Raw genomic sequence first — 20,681 nt, forward strand, 5'->3', positions numbered from 1 at the left:
AGATCGGTATCCGATGAGCGTGCCCAGCAACGTCCGGCGCTTCGAAGCGCTGCTCTATGCATCGTTGATGCTGGATGCCCTGTCGGTCGCGGTGCAGGACCGCACGCCCAACGCCGAGATGGCCGAGCAAATGATCATGACCGCCACCCTGCTCGCCGGCGGCATGATCCTGCTTCTCGTCTATTTCGTCTGGCTCGCCGCGCATGGACGCAAGAACTGGCCGCGCTGGGTGCTTGCGGCAGCCCTCGTGCTGTCGGTGATCTCGCTCGGCCAGATCATCGGCGAGAAGGGCATGGAGCTCGACAGTGCCATCGAGATCGTCTCCTGCGTGCTGACGACGATGGGCCTGTATTTCTCCTTCACGGGCGATGCGCAGAGCTGGTTCAACGCCTAGCGTCTCGCGCGACGCCGCAGGGTGGGCTACACTTCCTGCCATGGAATGGACCGACGAAGGCATCGTGCTGGGGGTGCGGCGGCATGGCGAGAGCAGCGCCATCGTCGAGTTGCTGACGCGCGCGCACGGCCGGCATCTTGGTCTCGTCCGCGGCGGTGCCGGCTCGCGGATGCGGCCGCTTTTGCAGCCGGGGAACAGCGTCAGTGCGGTGTGGCGGGCGCGGCTCGACGAGCATCTCGGGACCTATGCGATCGAGGGATTGAAGCTGCGCGCGGCGACGCTGCTGGCATCATCCCACGGCGTCTACGGCGTTACCCATCTCGCTTCGATCGCGCGGCTGCTGCCCGAGCGCGATCCGCATGAGGCGATCTTTGCTCTGCTCGAACATTCGCTCGACGATTTCGACGATATCGGCGGCGCCGCCGTGCATGTCATCCATTTCGAGCTGGCGATGCTCGCCGAACTCGGCTTTGGGCTCGCGCTGGAGAATTGCGCGGTGACCGGGGAGACCACGGACCTGATCTATGTCTCGCCCAAATCCGGCGGCGCGGTGTCGCGCGGCGCGGGCGAGCCGTGGCGCGATCGGCTGTTGCGGCTGCCGTCATTCCTGCGCCAGGGCGAGGTGCACACCGACCTTACCGAGCAGGATCTCCAGGACGGCTTTCGGCTCACCGGCTTGTTCCTGCTGCGCCACGTGCTGGAGCCGCGCGGGCAGGGCCATTCCGACGCGCGCGCCGGATTCATCAACGCCTTGATGCGGCAGCAGGCAAGGGCGGAGATTCCGGTGCCATGATGAAAAGCGCCTGGGCCTGCCAACCTACTTGAAAGTTCCCCGGGAACCAAATCTCGGCCGGCCGAATTGACCCGCCGGTTCCACAGCGGGGTTAGCCTAAATGTTGATCAAGGGATTCGCCTTATCGGCGGCGCTGCTCGCGTGCGCGCCTGATGCAATGGCCGGCGAGCCGCAACCTGGCGTGTTTCGTCGGGCATCCTGCACCGTCATCCGGTACTATGTGGCCAAATATTCGGCTGCAGCCGCAGAGGCATGGGCGCGGTCCAAGGGCGCGAGCGAGGCTGAGATCGAGACCGCCCGGCATTGCCTGGCGAATGCACCGTCCAGCACGCAGGCTCAGAGTCCGCAAACCACCCAGCCTGTGACGGCCGGCTGGGCGGGGCACTAGCCACCCACAAGGAACCAATCCATCCTTGCCCGATTCGCTTCCACGGTTTAACCGGGCGACATGGGAAAACGAATCGTTCCGCCGGAAGAACCGGCCGAAATTCACGAGGTGCCGCTGCGTGAAGCGCTGGAAGAGCGCTATCTCGCCTATGCGCTCTCCACCATCATGCACCGTGCGCTGCCGGACGCGCGCGACGGCCTGAAGCCGGTGCACCGGCGCATCCTCTACGGCATGCGCCTGCTCCGGCTCGACCCCGGCACGGCCTTCAAGAAATCCGCAAAAATCGTCGGCGACGTGATGGGCTCGTTCCATCCGCATGGCGACCAGGCCATCTATGACGCCATGGTGCGTCTCGCGCAGGACTTCTCCTCGCGCTACCCGCTGGTCGACGGCCAGGGCAATTTCGGCAATATCGACGGTGATAACCCGGCCGCCTACCGTTACACCGAAGCGCGCATGACCGACGTCGCGCGTCTTCTGCTCGATGGCATCGACGAGGACGGGGTCGAGTTCCGCGCCAATTACGACGGCCAGTCGAAGGAGCCGATCGTCCTGCCCGGCGGCTTCCCGAACCTGCTTGCCAACGGCGCGCAAGGAATCGCGGTCGGCATGGCGACCTCGATCCCGCCGCACAACGCCGCCGAGCTGTGCGACGCCGCGCTGCATCTGATCGAGAAGCCCGACGCGAAATCCAAGGCGCTGCTGAAGTGGGTCAAGGGTCCGGATTTCCCGACCGGCGGCATCATCGTCGATTCCAAGCAGGCGATCGCCGAGGCGTACACGACGGGCCGCGGTTCGTTCCGCGTGCGCGCGCGGTGGGAGCAGGAGGAGGGCGCTCGCGGCACCTGGGTGGTCGTTGTCACCGAGATCCCCTGGCTGGTGCAGAAGTCGCGGATGGTGGAGAGGATCGCCGAGCTTTTGGATCAGAAGAAGCTCCCGCTGGTCGGTGATGTCAGGGACGAATCGGCCGAGGACGTCCGTCTCGTCATCGAGCCGAAGTCGAAGAACGTCGATCCCGCGCTGATGATGGAGTCGCTGTTCCGGCTGACCGAGCTTGAAAGCAAGATCCCGCTGAACCTGAACGTACTGATCAAGGGCAAGGTGCCCAAGGTGGTCGGCCTGGCCGAGTGCTTGCGCGAGTGGCTCGACCATCTGCGCGACGTGCTGATCCGCCGCAACAATCACCGCAAGGCGCAGATCGAGCACCGGCTGGAAGTGCTCGGCGGCCTCCTGATCGCCTATCTGAACATCGACAAGGTGATCAAGATCATCCGCACCGAGGATGAGCCGAAGCCCGAGCTGATGAAGGCGTTCAAGCTCACCGAGGTGCAGACTGAAGCCATCCTCAACATGCGGCTGCGCAGTTTGCGCAAGCTCGAGGAGATGGAGATCCGCACCGAGGACAAGAAGCTTCGCGCCGAGCTCAAGGGCATCAATGCGGTGCTCGCCTCGGAAGCCGAGCAATGGAAAAAGGTCGGCGAGCAGGTCGGCAAGGTCCGCGACATGTTCGGGCCGAAGACGCCGCTCGGCAAGCGCCGCACCACCTTTGCCGACGCACCCGAGCACGATCTCGCCGCGATCGAGGAAGCCTTTGTCGAGCGCGAGCCGGTGACGGTCGTGGTCTCTGACAAGGGCTGGATCCGCACCATGAAGGGCCATGTCGAGGATCTCTCCGGCCTTGCCTTCAAGCAGGACGACAAGCTCGGTTTCGCCTTCTTTGCGGAGACGACCTCGAAGCTGCTGCTGTTCGCCACCAACGGCAAGTTCTACTCGCTCGATGTGGCGAAGCTGCCCGGGGGCCGCGGCCACGGCGAACCGATCCGCCTGTTCATCGACCTCGAGCAGGAGGCTGCGCCGGTTGCGCTGTTCGTCAACAAGGGCGGGCGCAAATTCCTGGTCGCGAGCCACGAAGGCCAGGGTTTTGTGGTCAACGAGGACGATTGCGTCGGCACCACCAAGAAGGGCAAGCAGGTCCTCAACGTCGAGATGCCGAACGAGGCGCGCGCGATCACCGAGGTAACAGGCGACACCGTTGCTGTCATCGGCGAGAACCGCAAGATGCTGATTTTCCCGCTTGACCAAGTCCCCGAGATGGCCCGCGGCCGCGGCATGCGCTTGCAGAAATACAAGGACGGCGGCCTCTCCGACGTCGCGGTATTCGATGCCAAGGCGGGGCTGACCTGGAAGGACTCCGCGGGGCGCGAATTCTCGGCAACGATGAAAGAGCTCGCCGAATGGCAAGGTAACCGCGCCGATGCCGGCCGTCTGGCACCGAAGGGGTTTCCGAAGTCGAACAAGTTCGGCCGGGCGATTGGGTAGCACTCTCTTGTCCCGGACGCGCTGCAACGCTTTTCGCGTTGCTGCGCAGAGCCGGGACCCGTGCGGCACGGATCGCTCGGAGACATGGGCGCCCCGGCTCAGCAGCGCACCGCTGAAGTAGCGCTGCGCTGCGTCCGGGGCACCAGAGGGGAGCGCCGTCTCACATGGTCATTGCGAGCGCAGCGAAGCAATCCAGAATCCCGCCGCGGAAAGACTCTGGATTGCTTCGCTGCGCTCGCAATGGAGCAAGTGGCGAGGCCATCGCTCTCCGATTCGCATCTCAAACAGCAGACATACCATCGCGTTCTCGCGGCGCATCTCGCCCGAGCTTTGCTTCACGGCGCGCCCTCGGAAAAGACAAGGGCGCAGGGAAGGCCAGGCGCCGGCGGCACCCGAGTCCGTGTGCGATAGAAATGCACACGGGGTGGACAACAGGTGATGCCGGTCGCCCGGCCTTCCCTGCGCGAATGGTTTTAACGGTGTCCTTCGTGCTCTCCTCGGGGAGCGATGCACTGTTGCCCCCGTCGCCATGCAGATGACTGATGCGCGGGCCCGGTCGGGCCGCTACATCACCACAGGACTTGACGCACAGACCCCGGGCGTCAGGACCACACGACTTCTCCGTCCGCGCACGTCTTCGCTGGGAATCCGAGGGGTGGCGTGTGCTCGCCCCCGAAGCCATGCGAAGACGCTGTCGGCGTCGTGTCGTTCGCGCGAAGGCATTGCTCACGGCTGAAGCCGCCCTGCAATGCCTGTTACGCTCGACGCCGTCGCGTCCATCGCTGCCCAGCCCGCGGTTCGTGACGATCGCGATCCGCCCCTTGTCTCGGGCCAGGGTGCTTTTCTATACGACAAATCCGAATTTCGGTAAATATGAATATTTTGCAGAGCGGGTCTTGACAGCCGAGGGTGCGGAAGTGGTCAGCTGTTTTGCCCGACGGGTGATGGCCGACGGGTGCGCCGTGACGAGCTTTTGTTTTGAGGGCTGGTGCTCCTGAACGGCATCTTCTAAGGGGCAAAGCGGAAGTCGCCCCGCTCGAGCATTATCGAGGGCTCCTGACCCCTCCGGACATCGGGATCGAACTGCCGCGGCGCAGCAGTTAACGGCTTCGGCATCCGCCGATTGTCGGTGAAGCCATATTCCTGATCCTAGTCGGTGTCGTCCTTCGGCACCACGCGAATGCCCGCTTGCCTGCAGCACCCGTGCGGTGTGGCCTTCCGGTCAGGGGACTCGGGGCGTATTCTAGAAGGACAGGAGTAGCCAGCTCAGGAGGACCAATGTTGCATTGGGTTGAGTCCCATTCGATTCCCGGCATCATGCTTCTTGTATTCGGCTTCTGTTACGTGTTGGCGATTGCGACTTTCGGCGCAGCGGCAATCCTGTCCCGGCGCGCAGTGGTGAGGCAGCTGAAGGCGGCCTCGCCTGTGACGTTGACGCCTCTGGCGGTTATCCTGGCCCTGCTCCTCGCCTTCCTGTCCTCGCGCGTATGGACAAATGTCGATCGGGCCGGGGAATATGTCGGTCAGGAAGCCAGTGCTCTCCGACAGGCCATGCTCCTCGCGGATGCTTTGCCACCGGATGTTCGGAACAATCTGCGCGATAGCCTCAAGCGCCACCTTCATTTCATTGAAACGCAGGATTGGCCAGCGATGGGCAGGGGCGAAGCCACTTTGCAAGCAATCCCGACTGGATTGACTGACGCGATGGCGGCGGTCCTTTCCTTTACGCCCGCACAACCCGCTCAGCAGCTGGCCCAGGAGCGCGCCTTGGTCGCGATCGAACATGCGTTTGAAGTCCGGCGAGATAGAATTCGGCTCAGCCAGCTTCAGATCGCGCCGATCCAGTGGGCAGTCATCATTGTCTTGACGATGCTGATCCTCGTGACGATCGCAATGATACATATCGATAATCGAGCGGCGATGGCGGCGACCTTGTTTATCTTTTCTACGGCAATCGCTGTGTGCCTCGTCCTGCTCATGGTCTATGACCGGCCTTTTGGCTTTGGCGGCGTGTCCATGGCGCCGACAGCGTTTCGACAGGTCGCTGTGGATTGACACCCTATACCCTTGGGGATGGGAGGCGTGACCACTTCTGCGCAGCACGATGGCAGCGCGGTGATCATGACCCACGAGGTGGAACGAATTCTTGCCAATACCGATGCCGATCACTGCGATCGCTGCATTGAGGTTCTGAGACATGGCGTGCTCCTTGCCTTGAGCGCCCCTTGCCACCTTCTCGCAGTGGCGGGGCTGGAGCACAGCCGGACCATCCCATGAGCGGACGGTTTGCTCATCTCGTTCTGCCCACACTGTGATTTCCTATCCGATGGGCTTTCTGCCGGCTACGAGGGCCATCGATCGGCTGCAAGCACGAACATCATCCGATTGCCGTACTAATCTACAGGAACCAAGAGGATTGTTGTGCGTTGCCGGGCTGCTCTTGAGTGTCACTCCGTTCAATCTAGCTCGCCTCTGCTGGGTGACTTAGGACGGAAGGCCGGGCGAGGTAGAGCAGGTGCTTCGTATCCGACTACTGATAGCAGATCGTCGTCCGATCGTTCTGCAGGGTTTTGGGACGCTACTTGCGGCGGAGCGTGACTTCGAGATTGTTGCGTCATGCACTAATGGAGCGGCTTGCCTCGAAGCAGTCCGGAGGTTGACGCCAGATGTCGCCCTTTTGGAGGACGGATTTTCTGACGTGACGGCTTCTGAAATGCTCGCCGCCGTTACTGCGGAAAACCTTCCCACGCGCTTGGTATTCTACACAGCATCGGTTGCGCGAGGCGATATCGCTGACGCCGTCGCGGCGGGCGCCTGCACTGCGATTCCGATGCGCGAGGAGCCCGAAACCTTGTTCCGGTCCCTGAGGCTGGTGGCACCGACCGCCGATCGGGCGGCTATCCGCAAGCCCGGCAAGGGCGCGTGCGGCGAAAATGGACTTGCAGCGTCGACGGACCTGGAGCGCAAGATCCTACGTCTGGTCGCCTGCGGTATGTCGAACAAGGAGATTGCGCGCCAGCTCAACGTCGCCACAGGCACGATCAAGGCGCGAGTTGATCACATGTCTGCGCAGTCTGAGATCAAAAACCGAACCGAGCTCGCAACGTTCGCCCTATCGCGCCTTTACGGCAGGGTCGGCGCGCTTGCAGCTCTGATTTGGGCAGCGCTGGACGACGTTCAGCCCGCGAGCGCGAGCGCAGTTCATCATGCGCTTACCGATAGTGTCACGGTAATGGCCGCAGACGACACCGGCGCTGTCGTGACCATCAAAATCAGCCCCCCAAAAACGACCGCGGCTTCGGGTAAAACGGCCAGAGCCGTGGGTAAAGCCGATCGTGCCGAGAACTCTGGAGCTGACATCCCGACGCGGGGCAGCAAGCTCATCGAGTCCCGCGCCGATATTGCCGCCAGCACGATCACATCGCCGGCACTCAACCCTCCAAGGTCAAGCATCAGTGACTTTGGCGGGTTTATGCTCATGGCGGTCGGAGTTTCGATTTACGAACTCCTTAACAGTCCTGCGCAGGCGTTCACTTTTTGGGATAGCTTTGCGTCGGCTGCCGAAAACGCCACCAGCGAATTGGGCGCCCTTAATATGCCTGGCAGCGCCGATGCGACCCTAAACGAGTTGGAGAACCTAGCCCGGCTTAATCCCGAAGGCCGCCATGAATCATTCGTTTTCGAGGCTGGCCGAAGCGATGCCATCGGCAAAAGCGACGAGCATCAGATCGTCGATGCAGCCGCAAGCGAGCATAGCGTAGGCGCCGGCGGCAACCCTCACGTCGGATCCGGCGCCATCGACGCTCCGATCGATCATAGCGGCTTCGAGCAGGCGGCCGCGACGGACGCGTCGAGGAATGCCGAACACGGCACAATACACGCGACCGCAGCCGACGGATCCAATGATGAACAATCGCAGCGTGATTTGCATGTTTCGGAACAGGGAGCAGCAGCCGGTAAGCCACACGCCGGAGACGGGCCACCGGGAGACGATCCAGATCATGGACAATCGCAGCGTGATTTGCATATTTCGGAACACGGGGCAGCAGCCGATAAGCAGCCCGCCAAGCACGACTCAACCGGACACGATTCTGACTGGGGGCAATCGCATCGCGACTTAGACGCTTCGGAGGAAGGTTCCGCAACTGCCGATCAGCACGCCAAGGACGATGTACAGAGTAGCCATTTCAATTCCGGCCAATCGCAGGCTGACTTGCCCAAGGTGCCCATAAGCGGTTCTAAAACTCTGCATGCGGGGCCGGACCAGAATGCAACGGCAGCTGCGCCCCAGTTCGAAGATTCCTTTCATTTCAAGAATGATAGGGCAGAGGTCAGAGTTTCAGAGAATTCTGGGAACGGCCACGGACCGGATGCAGTGGAATATACTCTGCACGATGCCGGAAAAAATGGACTGGCGCTAATTCAGGATGCGGACCTGATTGGCCCTTCGCACGCCGAGCAAAGCGCCCTTGATCACGCAAGCGTTGAGCACCATCTGACGCATGATTTGTTTGTGTAGCTTACTCGGCGCCTCGCTAGCGTCGGTACTGCTGCTTTGAGCGTTGCCGGCGCGTCCGCAGCGTCTGCTTCTAGGCCCTTAGCCGCCACGCAGCCCTGTCGGTTCAAGTCGCGTTCCGGCAGCAGCTTCTAAGGGCGAATCGGAAGTCGTCCCGCTTGGTCATCATCGACGGCTTGCGACCCACCCCGGACATATCTTGCACCGGGACAAGTAGCCCTTCTGAGTGTCCGGTAAGGCCGCCGCCTCACCGGACTGATCAGCTTCGACCGCTTTAGTTGAATGTTTGCAGCCTCAATTTGAGCGATCCATCGGCTTGGCGTTCGAATACGTGCATCGCCAGACCACCCAATGGAGACGGCTTGCCCTCCTTGTCCTTACCCGTGGCACTCCACTTGGCTGTCCCGAACACAACCTTGTCGTCTCCGCCGGCGTCAATCATCTCCAACTTGTGACCCGTCACGCCGTTCGCGAACAGTCCAGCAAAGAAACTCTCGATCTCAGCCGGACCTGACGCCACCTGATGTGTAGGCGGCATCAATTTTGCCGTCGCGACATAGGAAGCGCCGATGGCTTTTGCGTCGTGCTTGTTGAATGCGGCATCCCAAGAGGCGTATGCCTTCTCCACATCCCCCTTGGCATCCGCAGCCAGCGAAATCCCTGGCGCGCCAAGCAGACAAATGACTAGTGCTGATGTTTGAGCCAACTTCATAGGATACTCCTCTGTTGGATAATGCCTTTCCCGATTGATCAGATTATCAGTCCGGTCGTCCGGCGCGGCTGCGCTCCCGCGGGCATGACGACACCGTCGCCGGTCGCGTTGTGGCCGGCCATTGGTTCATTAAGGAAGAGGTGCAGGCGATGGTAACTTCAATGACGCCGTTCACCTCGGGAGTCCGTATCGCGCGCCATGGCACCGCTGATGCAGCCGGTCACACATGCGCCGAACTTCAACCACCACGACCAGTTTGCGAAGGCATATTGATCATGGCTGGTTGCCCGAAGACTCCATCCAATAGCTCGCGGAACAGCAATTCCGGGCAACTACCGTCAACCACGTTGACGAATGGGAGAGAGCGCCGGCGCACAGTACGTAGGCCGGAAATCCCTGCGCTGGTCACGGTGTAATTCGCCATTTTGGGCAAGACCGCCATGTAGCGCTGTCGCCTTCAACGTCGCCTTCCGATGGCAAGTCGGGCGCGACGGACTCGTGGGTGCAGGCCCTAAATTACCCCCGCTAACCGCATCGCCACGCCCGCGGCACAACTGCCGGCGAGAACTGTGAGCATGCCGAGCTTGAACCGGAAGATCGCGGTGGCCGCTGCAATCGACAGCACCAGCGCCGGCACGTCGACGCTCGTCAGCACCGGCATGTCGAAGTCGAACGGGAAGGCGGTCACCGGCACCGTGGCGCGGAACAGCGTGTGCAGCGCGAACCAGATCGAGAGGTTGAGGATCACGCCGACAACCGCGGCGGTGATCGCACCGAGCGCGCCGGCCAATCCCGTGTTGCCGCGCAGGCGCTCGATATAGGGCGCGCCGAGAAAGATCCAGAGGAAGCAGGGCGTGAAGGTGACCCAGGTCGCGAGCAAGCCGCCAAGCGTTGCCGCCAGCATTGGCGACAGGCCGCTCGGGTCGCGGTAGGCGGCCATGAAGCCGACGAACTGGAGCACCATGATCAGCGGGCCCGGCGTGGTCTCGGCCATGCCGAGGCCGTCCAGCATCTCATGCGGCTTGAGCCAGTGATAATGCTCGACCGCCTGCTGTGCGACGTAGGCCAGCACGGCGTAGGCGCCGCCGAAGGTGACCAGCGACATTTTCGAGAAGAACAGTGCGATCTGGCTGAACACATTGTCTTGCCCAAGAGCGAGCAACAACCCGATCACCGGTATCAGCCAGAGCGCCAGCCACAGCGCGCCGACGCGGATCGCGCGCGCCGTATTGGGCCGCACGTGCTCAGGCACAGCTTCGCCGAGCATGCTGTCGATCGCGGCGCCGCTGCCGCCGTGGCCGTGACCAGCCGGTGCGAATTCCGGACGGCCAGCGCGCGCGCCGGCATAGCCGATGATGCCGGCGGCGATGATGATGATCGGGAAGGGGACCGCGAAGAAGAAGATGGCGACGAAGGCCGCGGCCGCGAGCGCGATCATGATGCGGTTCTTCAGCGCGCGCTTGCCGACGCGGACCACGGCCTCGACCACGATGGCGAGCACGGCGGCCTTCAGTCCGAAAAACAGCGCCTCGACGAAGCTGACATTGCCGTAGGCGGCGTAGACGTAACTCAGGCCCATGATGGCGATGATGCCGGGCAGGATGAACAGCCCGCCCGCCATCAGCCCGCCGGCGGTGCGATGCATCAGCCAGCCCACATAGGTCGCGAGCTGCTGTGCTTCCGGTCCCGGCAGCAGCATGCAGTAATTCAGCGCATGCAGGAAACGGGCTTCAGAGATCCACTTCTTCTCCTCGACCAGAATACGATGCATCACCGCGATCTGGCCCGCGGGCCCGCCAAAGCTCAGGCAGGCGACGCGGAGCCAGACACGAAAGGCCTCATTGAAGCTGACCCCGTGACCGGCGTCAGCTCCTGCTTGAACGTTGCGGATATCCATTACGCCTTCACCTTGTTGGTCGGCCAGTTGTGGGTCTCGGTGGTGGCGTCGCGGCACCAGCGGTAGAAGGCGTCGTAGAGCAGCATGCCGGCCTCGAGCTGCGCGAGGTCGTCGTCATACATGCGCGATAGTCCGAGCGAGGCCGCGAGCAGGCCCGGCGCTTCTGGCGCGAGATCAGGCCGCGCGGTGTCGGCGCCGCGCACCAGCGTCGCCAGCCGGAGCAGGGGTGGCGAGGCGATCCCGAATTCCTCGATCATGACGTCGAAGGTGCAGAGCTCGCCGCGGTGGCTCCAGAACACGTTCTCAATGTCGAAGGGAGCTGCATTGAACCGCTCCCCGACGCCGATCACCTCGGACGGTGCCACATACAGGAACACCGCATTGGGATCGACAAAGCGGCGGATCAGCCAGGGGCAGGCGATGCGGTCGACCTTCGGCCGGGCCCGCGTGACCCAGACAGTGCGCCCTCTGGCATCGCGCGGCGGCAGCTTGCGCGTGTCGAGCAGCGGCAGGTTTGCCGCTTTCCAGCCCTCGAAGCCGCCCTCCAGCGTCTCAGCCTCGACGCCGAGCTGGCGCAGCCACGCCGCCGCGCCCTGCGCGAGCTTTTCACCGCGCAGGCAGGAGACGATGGCCCGGCGGCCGGCGAAGTCGCCGCCCCAGTCCGTCACCTTGTCGTGACTGAGCTTAATGGAGCCTGGGATCAGCCGCCGGTCGACGGCAAAATCCTCCTCGGTGCGCACATCGATGAGGGCCGGGCTGTTCGCGGTGCCGACCAGCCGTGCCAATTTGTCAGATGAGATGGTCGTGAAAGTAGACATGATGCGTCCTCGCAAGAAACGAACGGGACGCGATGCTTGGGCGTGTCGCCTCGTGGGGAGATCGCTCAAATCCCCATGGCGCCGATTACAGCGAAACTAAGCAGGACTGTCAATCCGCGGCACGATTGGGCCTTAGAAAATCGCGCCTCGGCGGTCTATACTGCAGGCCGACAGACCTGAATCTTCTGGAGAATTCGATGCATTCCCACTCCATCGAACAATGGACCCATGACCACGCCTTTCTTGGCGACAAGCACGACGAGAACGAGCGGCGTACCTGGCTCGTGGTCGTCCTGACGCTGGTCATGATGGTCGGCGAGGTCGTCGCCGGCTCGCTGTTCGGGTCGATGGCGCTGCTGGCCGACGGCTGGCACATGGGCACGCATGCGGCGGCGCTCGGCATCGCCGCCTTTGCCTATCGTTTTGCGCGCCGGCACCTGAAAAATGCGCATTTCACCTTCGGCACCGGCAAGTTCGGCGATCTCGCCGCCTTCTCCAGCGCGATCATCCTCGGCCTGATCGCGATCGAGATCGCCTATGAGAGCGTGCTGCGGCTGATCACGCCGGTGCCGATCGTCTATGGCGAGGCGATCGCGGTCGCCGCGCTCGGCCTGTGCGTCAATCTCGCGAGCGCGTGGCTCTTGCGCGGCAACCACGATCATCATCACGGCCACAGCCACGCCCATGATCATCACGACGATCATGACCACGACCAGGATGATCATGGCCATCACCATCATCATCACGACAACAATCTTCGTGCCGCCTATGTGCACGTCATGGCGGACGCAGCGACCTCGGTGCTGGCGATCGCAGCACTCGCCGTCGCGATGTATTCGGGCTGGGTCTGGGCCGATCCAGCCGTCGGGCTGATCGGCAGCGCCGTGATCGCGAGCTGGGCGTTCGGCCTGATCAAGTCATCGGGGGCGGTGCTGCTCGACGTGCGCGCCGACGAGAAGCTGGAGCGGGTGATCCGGGCGCGGATGGAAGTTGGCGACGACCGCGTCACCGATTTGCATCTGTGGCAGGTGGGGCCCGGCCATTGTGCCGTGCTGCTCTCGGTGGTGTCGGACCAGCCGAAGCAGCCGGCCGTCTACAAGCGGCGGCTCGCGGGGCTAAAGGGCCTCAGCCACGTCACGGTCGAGGTCGAGACCTGCCCGCATTGATTTGCTTGACGGGAATTGCGCGAACGGGCCGGGGTTGATCCTCGGTCGTCGCCCTGTACGGGAGGAACAACAATGATGCCCAGGATCAAGCTCGCGCTCGCCATCGCTGCACTCGCTCTGCCCGGCCCTTCGGCGCTGGCGCAATCGGAGAAGACCGGGGTCGAAAAGCTCTACGTGCTCAATTGCGGCGAGGGCACCGCCGGCGACATCTCCCGCTGGACGCCTGGCCTCAACGAAGGCAAGACGATGGACTTCGTCGACAGCTGCTATCTCATCAAGCACGCCAAGGGCTGGTTCCTGTGGGACACCGGCATTGCCGATTCCGTCGCCGCGATGCCGAATGGACTCGCGCCCGCCGATCCCAAAGCCGTCACTTGGCGCCGGCCGAAGACGCTTGCCGCCCAGCTCGAACAGCTCGGGCTGAAGCCCGACGACGTCAAAGTGGTGGCCGTCTCGCACACGCATCCCGATCATACCGGCAATGTCGAGCTGTTTCCGCAGGCCATGCTCTACGTGCAGAAGGCCGAATATGACTGGCCCGGGCCCAACAACGCGCCGCGCTTCAAGCCGTCGCATCCGGTCGAGCTGCTCGCAGGCGACAAGGACGTGTTCGGCGACGGCAGCGTGACCATTCTATCCACGCCCGGCCATACGCCGGGACACCAGTCGCTGCTGGTGAAACTGCCAAAAACCGGCGCGGTGATCCTGTCGGGCGATGCCGTCCACTTCAAGGACAATTGGGACAACCGCCGCGTGCCGAGCATGAACGTCAACAAGGACCAGAGCGCGGCCTCGATGCAGAAGATTGCCGACACGCTCGCCAGGGAAAAAGCGCAGCTCTGGATCAACCACGACAAGGCCCAGCGCGACAGCCAGAAGATGGCGCCCGAGTTTTACGAGTAGAGCGTTTTCGAGCGAAGTGGGCACCGGTTCGCGCCAAGAAAACGCGTCAAAACAAGCATCCAGAGCTTCCGTTCCGATCGCATCGGACCGGAAGCGCTGGGCGTGTGAAGAAGCTGCTGCCACGACGATGGCAGCAGCTTCGTGCTAGGCCCGCCAAAAGCTCCGCGACAGGAGACAGCGGTGGGCGAATGGGCCGGGGTTGCGATCGCGCTGGCGTCGAGCAGCCTCGGTGGCACGGCGGCGGCTATTACCCGCTATCTCGTGGGCGGCGCCGATCCGATCATGCTCGCGATCCTGCGCTGGGGGATCGGCTTTCTCTGCCTCGTGCCATGCGCGCTGCTGCTTGGCGTGCGTTGGCCGCAGCGGTCCGATTGGCCGACCGTGGCGCTGCTCGGCATCTGCTTCTTCGGTCTGTTCTTCATCCTCTACAACATCGCGGTGTCCTACACGACCGCTGCCCGCGCCAGTCTTGCGCTCGCGACGCTGCCGCTTCACACGATGGTGGTGGGGGCGCTCCTTGGCGTCGAGCGGCTGACGGTGCGGAAGATCATCGGTGTCGGCATCGCCGTGCTCGGCGTGGCGGCAGCGCTGGCTACCGGCCTGGCGCACAGTCCGCCAGGGGCCTGGCGCGGCGAATTGATCATGACTGCAGCCGTGTTCTGCATGGCGTTCTACAACGTATTGTCGCGTCCGTTGATGCAGCGCTCGAGCGCGCTCGGCTTTCTCACCGTGGGCATGGGTGCGGGTGCCGTCGTGCTGGTACTGGCGGGTCTGGTGAGAGGCAGCTTTGCGGCGCTCGAGCACTTCACCACGGCGCAGTGGATTGCCGGCATCTATCTCGGCATTGGCGGCGGCGCACTCGCCTTCATCCTCTGGGTCATGGCGCTGGAGCGGGCAACGCCGACTCGCGTCGCCAACACGATGACGATCAATCCGATCGCCGCCGCTCTGCTTGCTGCGCTCCTCATCGGCGAGCCGATTACGGCTCATCTGCTTGTCGGATTGGTTGCGGTGTTCGCCGGGATCTGGATCGCGACCAGCGAGACGAAGCCCGCCTAGCTCCGCGGGACGGTCACCGTGGGCGGACTCGCTTCCGGCGTCTTCTTCGGCTTCAGCGTGCCGGCATAGAACGAGAGCAGCCAGACCAGCAGGACGGCGAGGAGATAGACGCCCCAGGCCTGGGGCGCCGTGGTCGCCCAGCGCAGGAGGCCTTTGAACGTGCGTGGCGGGCCGGGGTCTTCGCTCATGGCCCGCTTGTGCGCGAAAGGGGCCGGGCGGTCAATCCGGGCGCGGCCCGGCACGGATCAGGAACAACGCCGCCAACGCCGACAGGCTGAGCGCGGAGGAGACGATCAGCACCTTGGCCCCCATGATGTCGATCAGCAGACCGAAGGCGAGCGGCGCCACCGCCTGGGCCATCCGCGCCGGTGCGCCGATGATGCCGAGACGGTAACCAAAGTCCTTTGGTCCGAAAATCGCGAGCGGCAGCGTGCCGCGCGCGATCGTCAGGATACCGTTGCCGGAGCCGTGGAACAGCGCAAACGCGCTCGCCGCAGCGCCGCCGAAGATCGCGACGACCACCGCGCCGATCGGATGGGTGAGGCAGGCGAGCCGCGTCGACCACAGCGGATGGAAACGGCTGAGGAAGCCCGCCTCGAGCATGCGCGCGCCGACCTGGGCCGGGCCGATCAGCGCGCCGGCCGCGATGGCTTCGACGGGTGTTGCGCCCGTCGTCTCCAGGATGCGGGGGAAATGCGCGGCCATCGCGCCGGTGACGGTCCAGACCGCGGCGAAGATGAAGGCCAGCAGGATCATGGTGCGGTCGAGCGGCAAATGCGGCTTCTCGGCGGTCGCCGCCGTCTGCCTCGCACCCCTGATCACCGGCAGCATGAAGAAGTTGAGGGGCAGGCCGATCAGGATATTGGCAGCCGCCCAGGCAAAGCAGGTCTCGCGCCAGCCGATATGGGACAGACCCCAGGCGGTGAGCGGCCAGCCGACCGTGGAGGCGAAGCCCGCCATCAGCGTGATGCCGGTGATGGGCCTGCGCGCCTCGGTGCCGTAGATGCGCCCCAGAGCGGCGAAGGCGGCGTCATAGAGGCCCATCGCCATGCCGACGCCGAGCACGAGCCAGGCGATCGCCATCACCGCCACCGAGTGCGAGAGGCCGAGGAGGACGAGGCCGGCGGCGATGGTCAGGTTCGAGGCCGAAAGCACCTGCCGTCCGCCGACGAGATCGATCTGCCGCCCGATGCGCGGGCCGAGCAGCGCCGCGATCACGAGCGAAGCCGAGAACGCGGCAAAAATCCAGTTGGAGGAAATGCCGAGGTCGTGCGCCATGGGATCGGCGAGCAGCGCCGGCAGATAATAGCTGGAAGCCCAGGCCAGGGTCTGCGTGGCGCCGAGCGCCAGGATGATCGGAAGCTGGCGCCGGCTCATCTGCGCGTGGCTCCGATTCTTGCCGACAAGCTCGTCATTGTGGGCATCTGCCGCGCGCGCGGCGAACACGTCAACCGCCCCTGCGACATATTCGATCTGCAAGGGATGGGAGCCTTGCGCACGGCCCGCGCGTGGCTCGCGCCTTTCGCTCGTCACGAATGCACGCCATAATGGCGCATGCAATTGACCTCGCGCCTCGAATTGATGAACTGGATCGCCGGCCAGGGCCTTACCAGCCTGCCCGAACCGGAACTGCTGCGTGGCTTCTGCGAGCGCTGCCGCGCCGAGGGGCTGGAACTATCGCGCGGGCTCGTCGTCATCGACACGCTGCATCCGATTTATGAAGGGCGCGGCTTTCGCTGGAGCGACCGGCCGAGCAACGAGAGCGATGCGTTCGAATACGGCTCGACTGCCGAAGGCGATGCAGCCAAGAGCTGGCGCCGCTCGGTCTTCTTCCACATGCTCGAGCACGGCCACGACGAGATGGTGATCGATCTCGCCGACGCGCCGTCGCTGGATTTCTCGCAGATCGGCGAGCTCGCCGAGAAGGGGCACAAGCACTATCTCGCCTTCGTGCATCGCTTCGGCGAGAACGGCGCGCTCGGCCTGATGGATTGCCTCTATTCCTGCTGGACCACGCGTCGTGACAGCGGGTTCTCCGAACCCGAGCTCGAAGCCCTGCGCGATCTGGTGCCGGTGCTGGGGCTCGCGATCAAATCGGCACAGCAGGTCGACATCGCCCGCACGCTCGGCCGCGTCTATCTCGGCCGGGACGCCTCCGAGCAGGTGCTGCGTGGACGTATCTCGCGCGGCGTCACCGAGCGCATCAACGCCGTGCTCTGGTATTCGGACTTGCGTGGCTCGACCGGGATCAGCGAGAGCATCGGTCCCGACGAGATCATTCCGTTCCTCAACGACTATGCGCAAGCCGTGATCGACCCGATCCACGATGCGGGCGGCGACGTGCTGAAGCTGATCGGCGACGGCGTGCTTGCAATGTTCACCGGCGAGGACATGGCGGCGGCGCGCCGCGCCGCGCTACGGGCGGAGCATCTGTTTCGCAAGAACGTCGCGGCGCTGAACGCACGCCGCGCGGCCGACGGTCGTCCCACCACGTCGGCCTATATCGGTCTGCATGTCGGGGAGGTCTTCTACGGCAATATCGGGAGCGAGGACCGGCTCGACTTCACGGTGGTCGGACCGACCGTCAACGAAGTCAGTCGCATCGCCTCGATGAGCCGCTCGGTCGATCGCGAACTGCTGGCGTCCTCGGAATTTTACAAGGGCCTCGACACCGCCGGCCGCCGCTATCTCGTCTCCACCGGCCGTTACGCGCTGCGCGGCATCGGCCGCGCGCAGGATCTCTACACGCTCGATCCCGACGTCGATGTCAGCGAGCCGGTGACGGGGAGCTACGAGCGGTATCTGGCGGGCTAGGTGATTTCACCAGTCATTCCGGGCTCGATGCTCGCATCGCCCCGGAATGACCGGACTTCAGCACCCCGCCACCACTTCGTCCCTCACCATGTCCGGCTGCCGGTCGAGCGCCACCGCCGGTGACAGCAGGATCACCAGGGCCTGTACGCCGAACACTGCCGCTGCGAGATAGAGGCAGGCCTCCGCGCTCCAGAACCCGCCGACGATTGCGCCCAGCGCCGAGCCGAGCGGGCGGGCGCCGTAGCTCATGATGTTGATGGCGGAGACGCGCCCCAGAAGGCGCGGCGGCGTCACCGATTGGCGCAGCGTCGTGGTCGAGATCACCCACAGGATCGGTCCGACGCCGAGCAGGAAGAAGCTCAAGGCCGCAAGCCAGGGCGAGGGGACCAGCACCGTCAGCGCCATCACCAATGCTGCGACGAAGCCCGTGACGGGGCCGAGGCCGACGACGGTGCCGAACGCGACGCGCTGCATCACGCGGGTGGCGACCAGCGCGCCGATTACCATGCCGACGCCGTACATCGTCAGCACGGTGCCGACGCCGGCGGCGGTCAGGCCGAGATGGCGCACCGCGTATGGCACGAACACCGCGATCTGCAAGAACCATCCGGTGTTGAAGATGAATTGGGTGATGAACACCGGCCGCAGCAGCGGATGGTGAAACACGAAGGCCGCGCCTTCGCGGATATCCTGGAACGGATGGCGCCGCGGAGATGCTGCCCGCGCGGGCTCGTAGATGCCGGCAAGCAGCACCACGGCGATAGCCGACAGCGCAGCCGCAAAGCCGAAGGCCGGGCTTGCGCCCCACCAGCCCACGAGCACGCCGCCGAGCGCAGGTCCGCTCGCAAACGCGATGGTGCGCGCGAGCTCGATCCGCGCATTCGCCGCCGGCAGCAGGTCCGAACTCACTAGCGAGGGCACCAGCGCCGGTGCCGCCACACTATAGACGACGGTGCCGCACACCGCGGCAAAACCGAGCAGCGCCAGCAGCGGCAAATCGAGCGTCCCCAGCGCCAGCAGGAGGACGATGGCCGCGAGTGCGGCGGCCCGCACCGCCTCGGCTCCCGCCATTAGCCAACGGCGGGAGATGCGGTCGGCGAGCACGCCGGCAGGAATGGCGAACAGGACGAAGGGCAGGGTGAGGGCGGTCTGCAGCAGGCCGGTCTGGCCTTCGGCGACACCCAGCGTCAGCACCGCGACGATGGGCGCTGCGGCCAGTGCGATCTGCTCGGCCGATTGCGCCGCGAGGTTCGACCAGGCGAGGCGGTTGAAGGTGTCAGGGAGGCGCGGGGGCGTTGACATGGCTCATATCCTGCAAAAGGCGAATTTGCGCCCATGTTCGCCCGCGAGAACCGCCGAACCCACCCGCTTCCCGACAAGGGCCACGGGTCTGTGCTGAGAACCGGTGCGGCTAGATGCAGTTGCAAATGAGTTGCAATAAGAAGCAAGTTGGGTATTCTGCCGGCATGGATGCCCAATCACCCCATCTGACCCGAGACTTGAGCCAAGACGCCGCCGGCTGGCGCACCGATGCGCCCACCACCAAGAGCCTCGCCGAGGTCAATTCCACAATTGCCATTCCGGCCGCCGGCCGCTGGTGGCGGCGGCTGCTGGCGTTCGTCGGTCCGGGCTATCTCGTCTCGGTCGGCTACATGGATCCCGGCAACTGGGCGACCGACCTCGCCGGCGGATCGAAGTTCGGCTACACGCTGCTCTCGGTCATCCTGCTCTCGAATTTGATGGCGATCCTGCTGCAGTCGCTGGCAGCGCGGCTCGGCATCGTCACCGACCGCGACCTCGCGCAGGCCTGCCGCGCGACCTATTCGCCCGTGGTGAACTTCCTGCTCTGGCTTGCCTGCGAGGCGGCGATCATCGCGTGCGACCTCGCCGAAGTCATCGGCACCGCGATCGCGCTGAAGCTGCTGTTCGGCATTCCCCTGATCGGCGGCGCGCTGCTCGCCGCGCTCGACGCTTTCCTGCTGCTGCTCCTGATGAATCGCGGCTTCCGTTTCCTCGAAGCGTTCGTGATCGCGCTGCTTGGCGTCATCGCGGTCTGCTTCGCGGTCCAGATCGTGGCTGCGGCGCCGCCGGTCGCGGAGGTGCTGCGTGGCTTTGTGCCGAAGACCGAGATCTTCACCAATTCCGAGATGCTCTACATCGCGATCGGCATCATCGGCGCAACCGTGATGCCGCATAATCTCTACCTGCACTCCTCGATCGTGCAGACGCGCGCCTATGAGCGCAATGACGCTGGCCGGCGCGAGGCGATCAAATGGGCGACGACGGACTCGACCATCGCCCTGATGCTGGCGCTGTTCATCAATGCCGCCATCCTTATCGTCGCTGCTGCGACCTTCCACAGAAGCGGCCATTCCGACGTCGCCGAGATCGGCCAGGCTTTTGAACTGCTATCGCCGCTGCTCGGTCTCGGCATCGCCTCGACGCTGTTCGCGGTGGCGCTGCTCGCCTCCGGCCTCAATTCAACGGTTACGGCGACGCTCGCCGGCCAGATCGTGATGGAAGGCTTTCTCGATCTGCGTCTGCCGAGCTGGGCGCGCCGCCTGCTCACGCGCGGCATTGCCATCATTCCCGTGATCGTCGTCACCGCGATCTATGGCGAGCGCGGCACGGCCGATTTGCTGGTGTTCAGCCAGGTCGTGCTGTCGATGCAACTGCCATTCGCCGTCATCCCGCTGGTTCGCTTCGTCTCCGACCGCCGCAAGATGGGGAAGTTCGCGATTCCGATGTCAGTCGCCGCGATCGCGTGGATCGTCGCAGGCGTAATCGTTGTTTTGAACGTGAAGCTGCTGGCGGATACGCTGTTCGGGTGAGTGTCCGCCGAATGCACAGCTGTCGTCGCCTGGCTTGACCGCGCGACCCGTACTCGGTGAAGCCTGCGATC

17 protein-coding genes and 1 pseudogene are annotated in these 20,681 nt (G+C 64.1%); 11 read left to right on the forward strand and 7 right to left on the reverse strand.

Features of this window, described 5'->3' with window-relative positions:
- Nucleotides 1–13 precede the first annotated feature (13 nt).
- The 5 genes from IVA91_RS04185 (at nucleotide 14) to IVA91_RS04205 (ending at nucleotide 5,949) form a co-directional block, all read left to right on the forward strand.
- On the forward strand, nucleotides 14–394 hold the full coding sequence (locus tag IVA91_RS04185) for a hypothetical protein (RefSeq protein ID WP_247277044.1): 381 nt from the start codon (nucleotides 14–16) through the stop codon (nucleotides 392–394).
- A 40-nt stretch (nucleotides 395–434) separates the two neighbouring features.
- A complete protein-coding gene (recO, locus tag IVA91_RS04190; protein ID WP_247277045.1) occupies nucleotides 435–1,187 on the forward strand; it encodes a DNA repair protein RecO in 753 nt (250 codons plus the stop codon).
- A 100-nt stretch (nucleotides 1,188–1,287) separates the two neighbouring features.
- Entirely contained in the window at nucleotides 1,288–1,575 is a 288-nt protein-coding gene (locus IVA91_RS04195; RefSeq protein WP_247277046.1) for a hypothetical protein, read from the forward strand.
- A 60-nt stretch (nucleotides 1,576–1,635) separates the two neighbouring features.
- Nucleotides 1,636–3,894, forward strand: coding sequence for a DNA topoisomerase IV subunit A (parC, locus tag IVA91_RS04200; protein WP_247277047.1), 2,259 nt, complete (start codon nucleotides 1,636–1,638; stop codon nucleotides 3,892–3,894).
- A 1,278-nt stretch (nucleotides 3,895–5,172) separates the two neighbouring features.
- The gene (locus tag IVA91_RS04205; protein WP_247420680.1) at nucleotides 5,173–5,949 is read left to right on the forward strand and encodes a DUF4239 domain-containing protein; all 777 of its coding nucleotides are present in this window, start codon (nucleotides 5,173–5,175) and stop codon (nucleotides 5,947–5,949) included.
- A gap of 36 nt (nucleotides 5,950–5,985) precedes the next feature.
- On the opposite strand, the pseudogene IVA91_RS04210 reads toward IVA91_RS04205, so the two are convergent.
- Nucleotides 5,986–6,093, reverse strand: a pseudogene (locus tag IVA91_RS04210) (IS110 family transposase); the annotation flags it as partial.
- A gap of 457 nt (nucleotides 6,094–6,550) precedes the next feature.
- Between IVA91_RS04210 and IVA91_RS04215 the strand changes: the two are divergent.
- Entirely contained in the window at nucleotides 6,551–8,413 is a 1,863-nt protein-coding gene (locus IVA91_RS04215; protein ID WP_247420683.1) for a response regulator transcription factor, read from the forward strand.
- A 271-nt stretch (nucleotides 8,414–8,684) separates the two neighbouring features.
- Here IVA91_RS04215 and IVA91_RS04220 read toward each other — a convergent pair whose 3' ends face one another.
- The 3 genes from IVA91_RS04220 to IVA91_RS04230 form a co-directional block, all read right to left on the reverse strand.
- Nucleotides 8,685–9,122, reverse strand: a complete 438-nt coding sequence (locus IVA91_RS04220) for a nuclear transport factor 2 family protein (RefSeq protein ID WP_247277050.1) — start codon at nucleotides 9,120–9,122, stop codon at nucleotides 8,685–8,687.
- 511 nt (nucleotides 9,123–9,633) lie between these two features.
- A complete protein-coding gene (gene chrA, locus IVA91_RS04225) occupies nucleotides 9,634–11,019 on the reverse strand; it encodes a chromate efflux transporter (RefSeq protein WP_247450876.1) in 1,386 nt (461 codons plus the stop codon).
- A complete protein-coding gene (locus tag IVA91_RS04230; protein ID WP_247277053.1) occupies nucleotides 11,019–11,837 on the reverse strand; it encodes a chromate resistance protein ChrB domain-containing protein in 819 nt (272 codons plus the stop codon). Before IVA91_RS04230 ends, chrA begins: the two co-directional genes overlap by 1 nt.
- A gap of 197 nt (nucleotides 11,838–12,034) precedes the next feature.
- Between IVA91_RS04230 and dmeF the strand changes: the two genes are divergently transcribed.
- From dmeF to IVA91_RS04245, 3 genes are all read left to right on the forward strand, one after another.
- On the forward strand, nucleotides 12,035–13,003 hold the full coding sequence (gene dmeF / locus IVA91_RS04235) for a CDF family Co(II)/Ni(II) efflux transporter DmeF (RefSeq protein WP_247277054.1): 969 nt from the start codon (nucleotides 12,035–12,037) through the stop codon (nucleotides 13,001–13,003).
- Between the two features lie 72 nt (nucleotides 13,004–13,075).
- Nucleotides 13,076–13,906, forward strand: a complete 831-nt coding sequence (locus IVA91_RS04240; RefSeq protein WP_247277055.1) for an N-acyl homoserine lactonase family protein — start codon at nucleotides 13,076–13,078, stop codon at nucleotides 13,904–13,906.
- 180 nt (nucleotides 13,907–14,086) lie between these two features.
- Entirely contained in the window at nucleotides 14,087–14,965 is an 879-nt protein-coding gene (locus tag IVA91_RS04245; RefSeq protein ID WP_247277056.1) for a DMT family transporter, read from the forward strand.
- On the opposite strand, the gene IVA91_RS04250 is transcribed toward IVA91_RS04245, so the two are convergent.
- Entirely contained in the window at nucleotides 14,962–15,153 is a 192-nt protein-coding gene (locus IVA91_RS04250) for a hypothetical protein (protein ID WP_247277057.1), read from the reverse strand. The genes IVA91_RS04245 and IVA91_RS04250 overlap by 4 nt on opposite strands.
- 31 nt (nucleotides 15,154–15,184) lie before the next feature.
- A complete protein-coding gene (locus tag IVA91_RS04255; RefSeq protein ID WP_247277186.1) occupies nucleotides 15,185–16,342 on the reverse strand; it encodes an MFS transporter in 1,158 nt (385 codons plus the stop codon).
- A gap of 177 nt (nucleotides 16,343–16,519) precedes the next feature.
- Between IVA91_RS04255 and IVA91_RS04260 the strand changes: the two genes are divergently transcribed.
- The gene (locus tag IVA91_RS04260; protein ID WP_247277058.1) at nucleotides 16,520–17,779 is read left to right on the forward strand and encodes an adenylate/guanylate cyclase domain-containing protein; all 1,260 of its coding nucleotides are present in this window, start codon (nucleotides 16,520–16,522) and stop codon (nucleotides 17,777–17,779) included.
- 57 nt (nucleotides 17,780–17,836) lie between these two features.
- On the opposite strand, the gene IVA91_RS04265 is transcribed toward IVA91_RS04260, so the two are convergent.
- Nucleotides 17,837–19,081, reverse strand: a complete 1,245-nt coding sequence (locus tag IVA91_RS04265; protein ID WP_247277059.1) for an MFS transporter — start codon at nucleotides 19,079–19,081, stop codon at nucleotides 17,837–17,839.
- A gap of 164 nt (nucleotides 19,082–19,245) precedes the next feature.
- Here IVA91_RS04265 and IVA91_RS04270 point away from each other — a divergent pair, with 164 nt between their 5' ends.
- Nucleotides 19,246–20,610, forward strand: coding sequence for an Nramp family divalent metal transporter (locus IVA91_RS04270; RefSeq protein ID WP_247277060.1), 1,365 nt, complete (start codon nucleotides 19,246–19,248; stop codon nucleotides 20,608–20,610).
- The last annotated feature ends 71 nt before the right edge of the window (nucleotides 20,611–20,681 follow it).

It is taken from the genome of Bradyrhizobium sp. 153 (genome assembly GCF_023073835.1).
Lineage (GTDB): Bacteria > Pseudomonadota > Alphaproteobacteria > Rhizobiales > Xanthobacteraceae > Bradyrhizobium.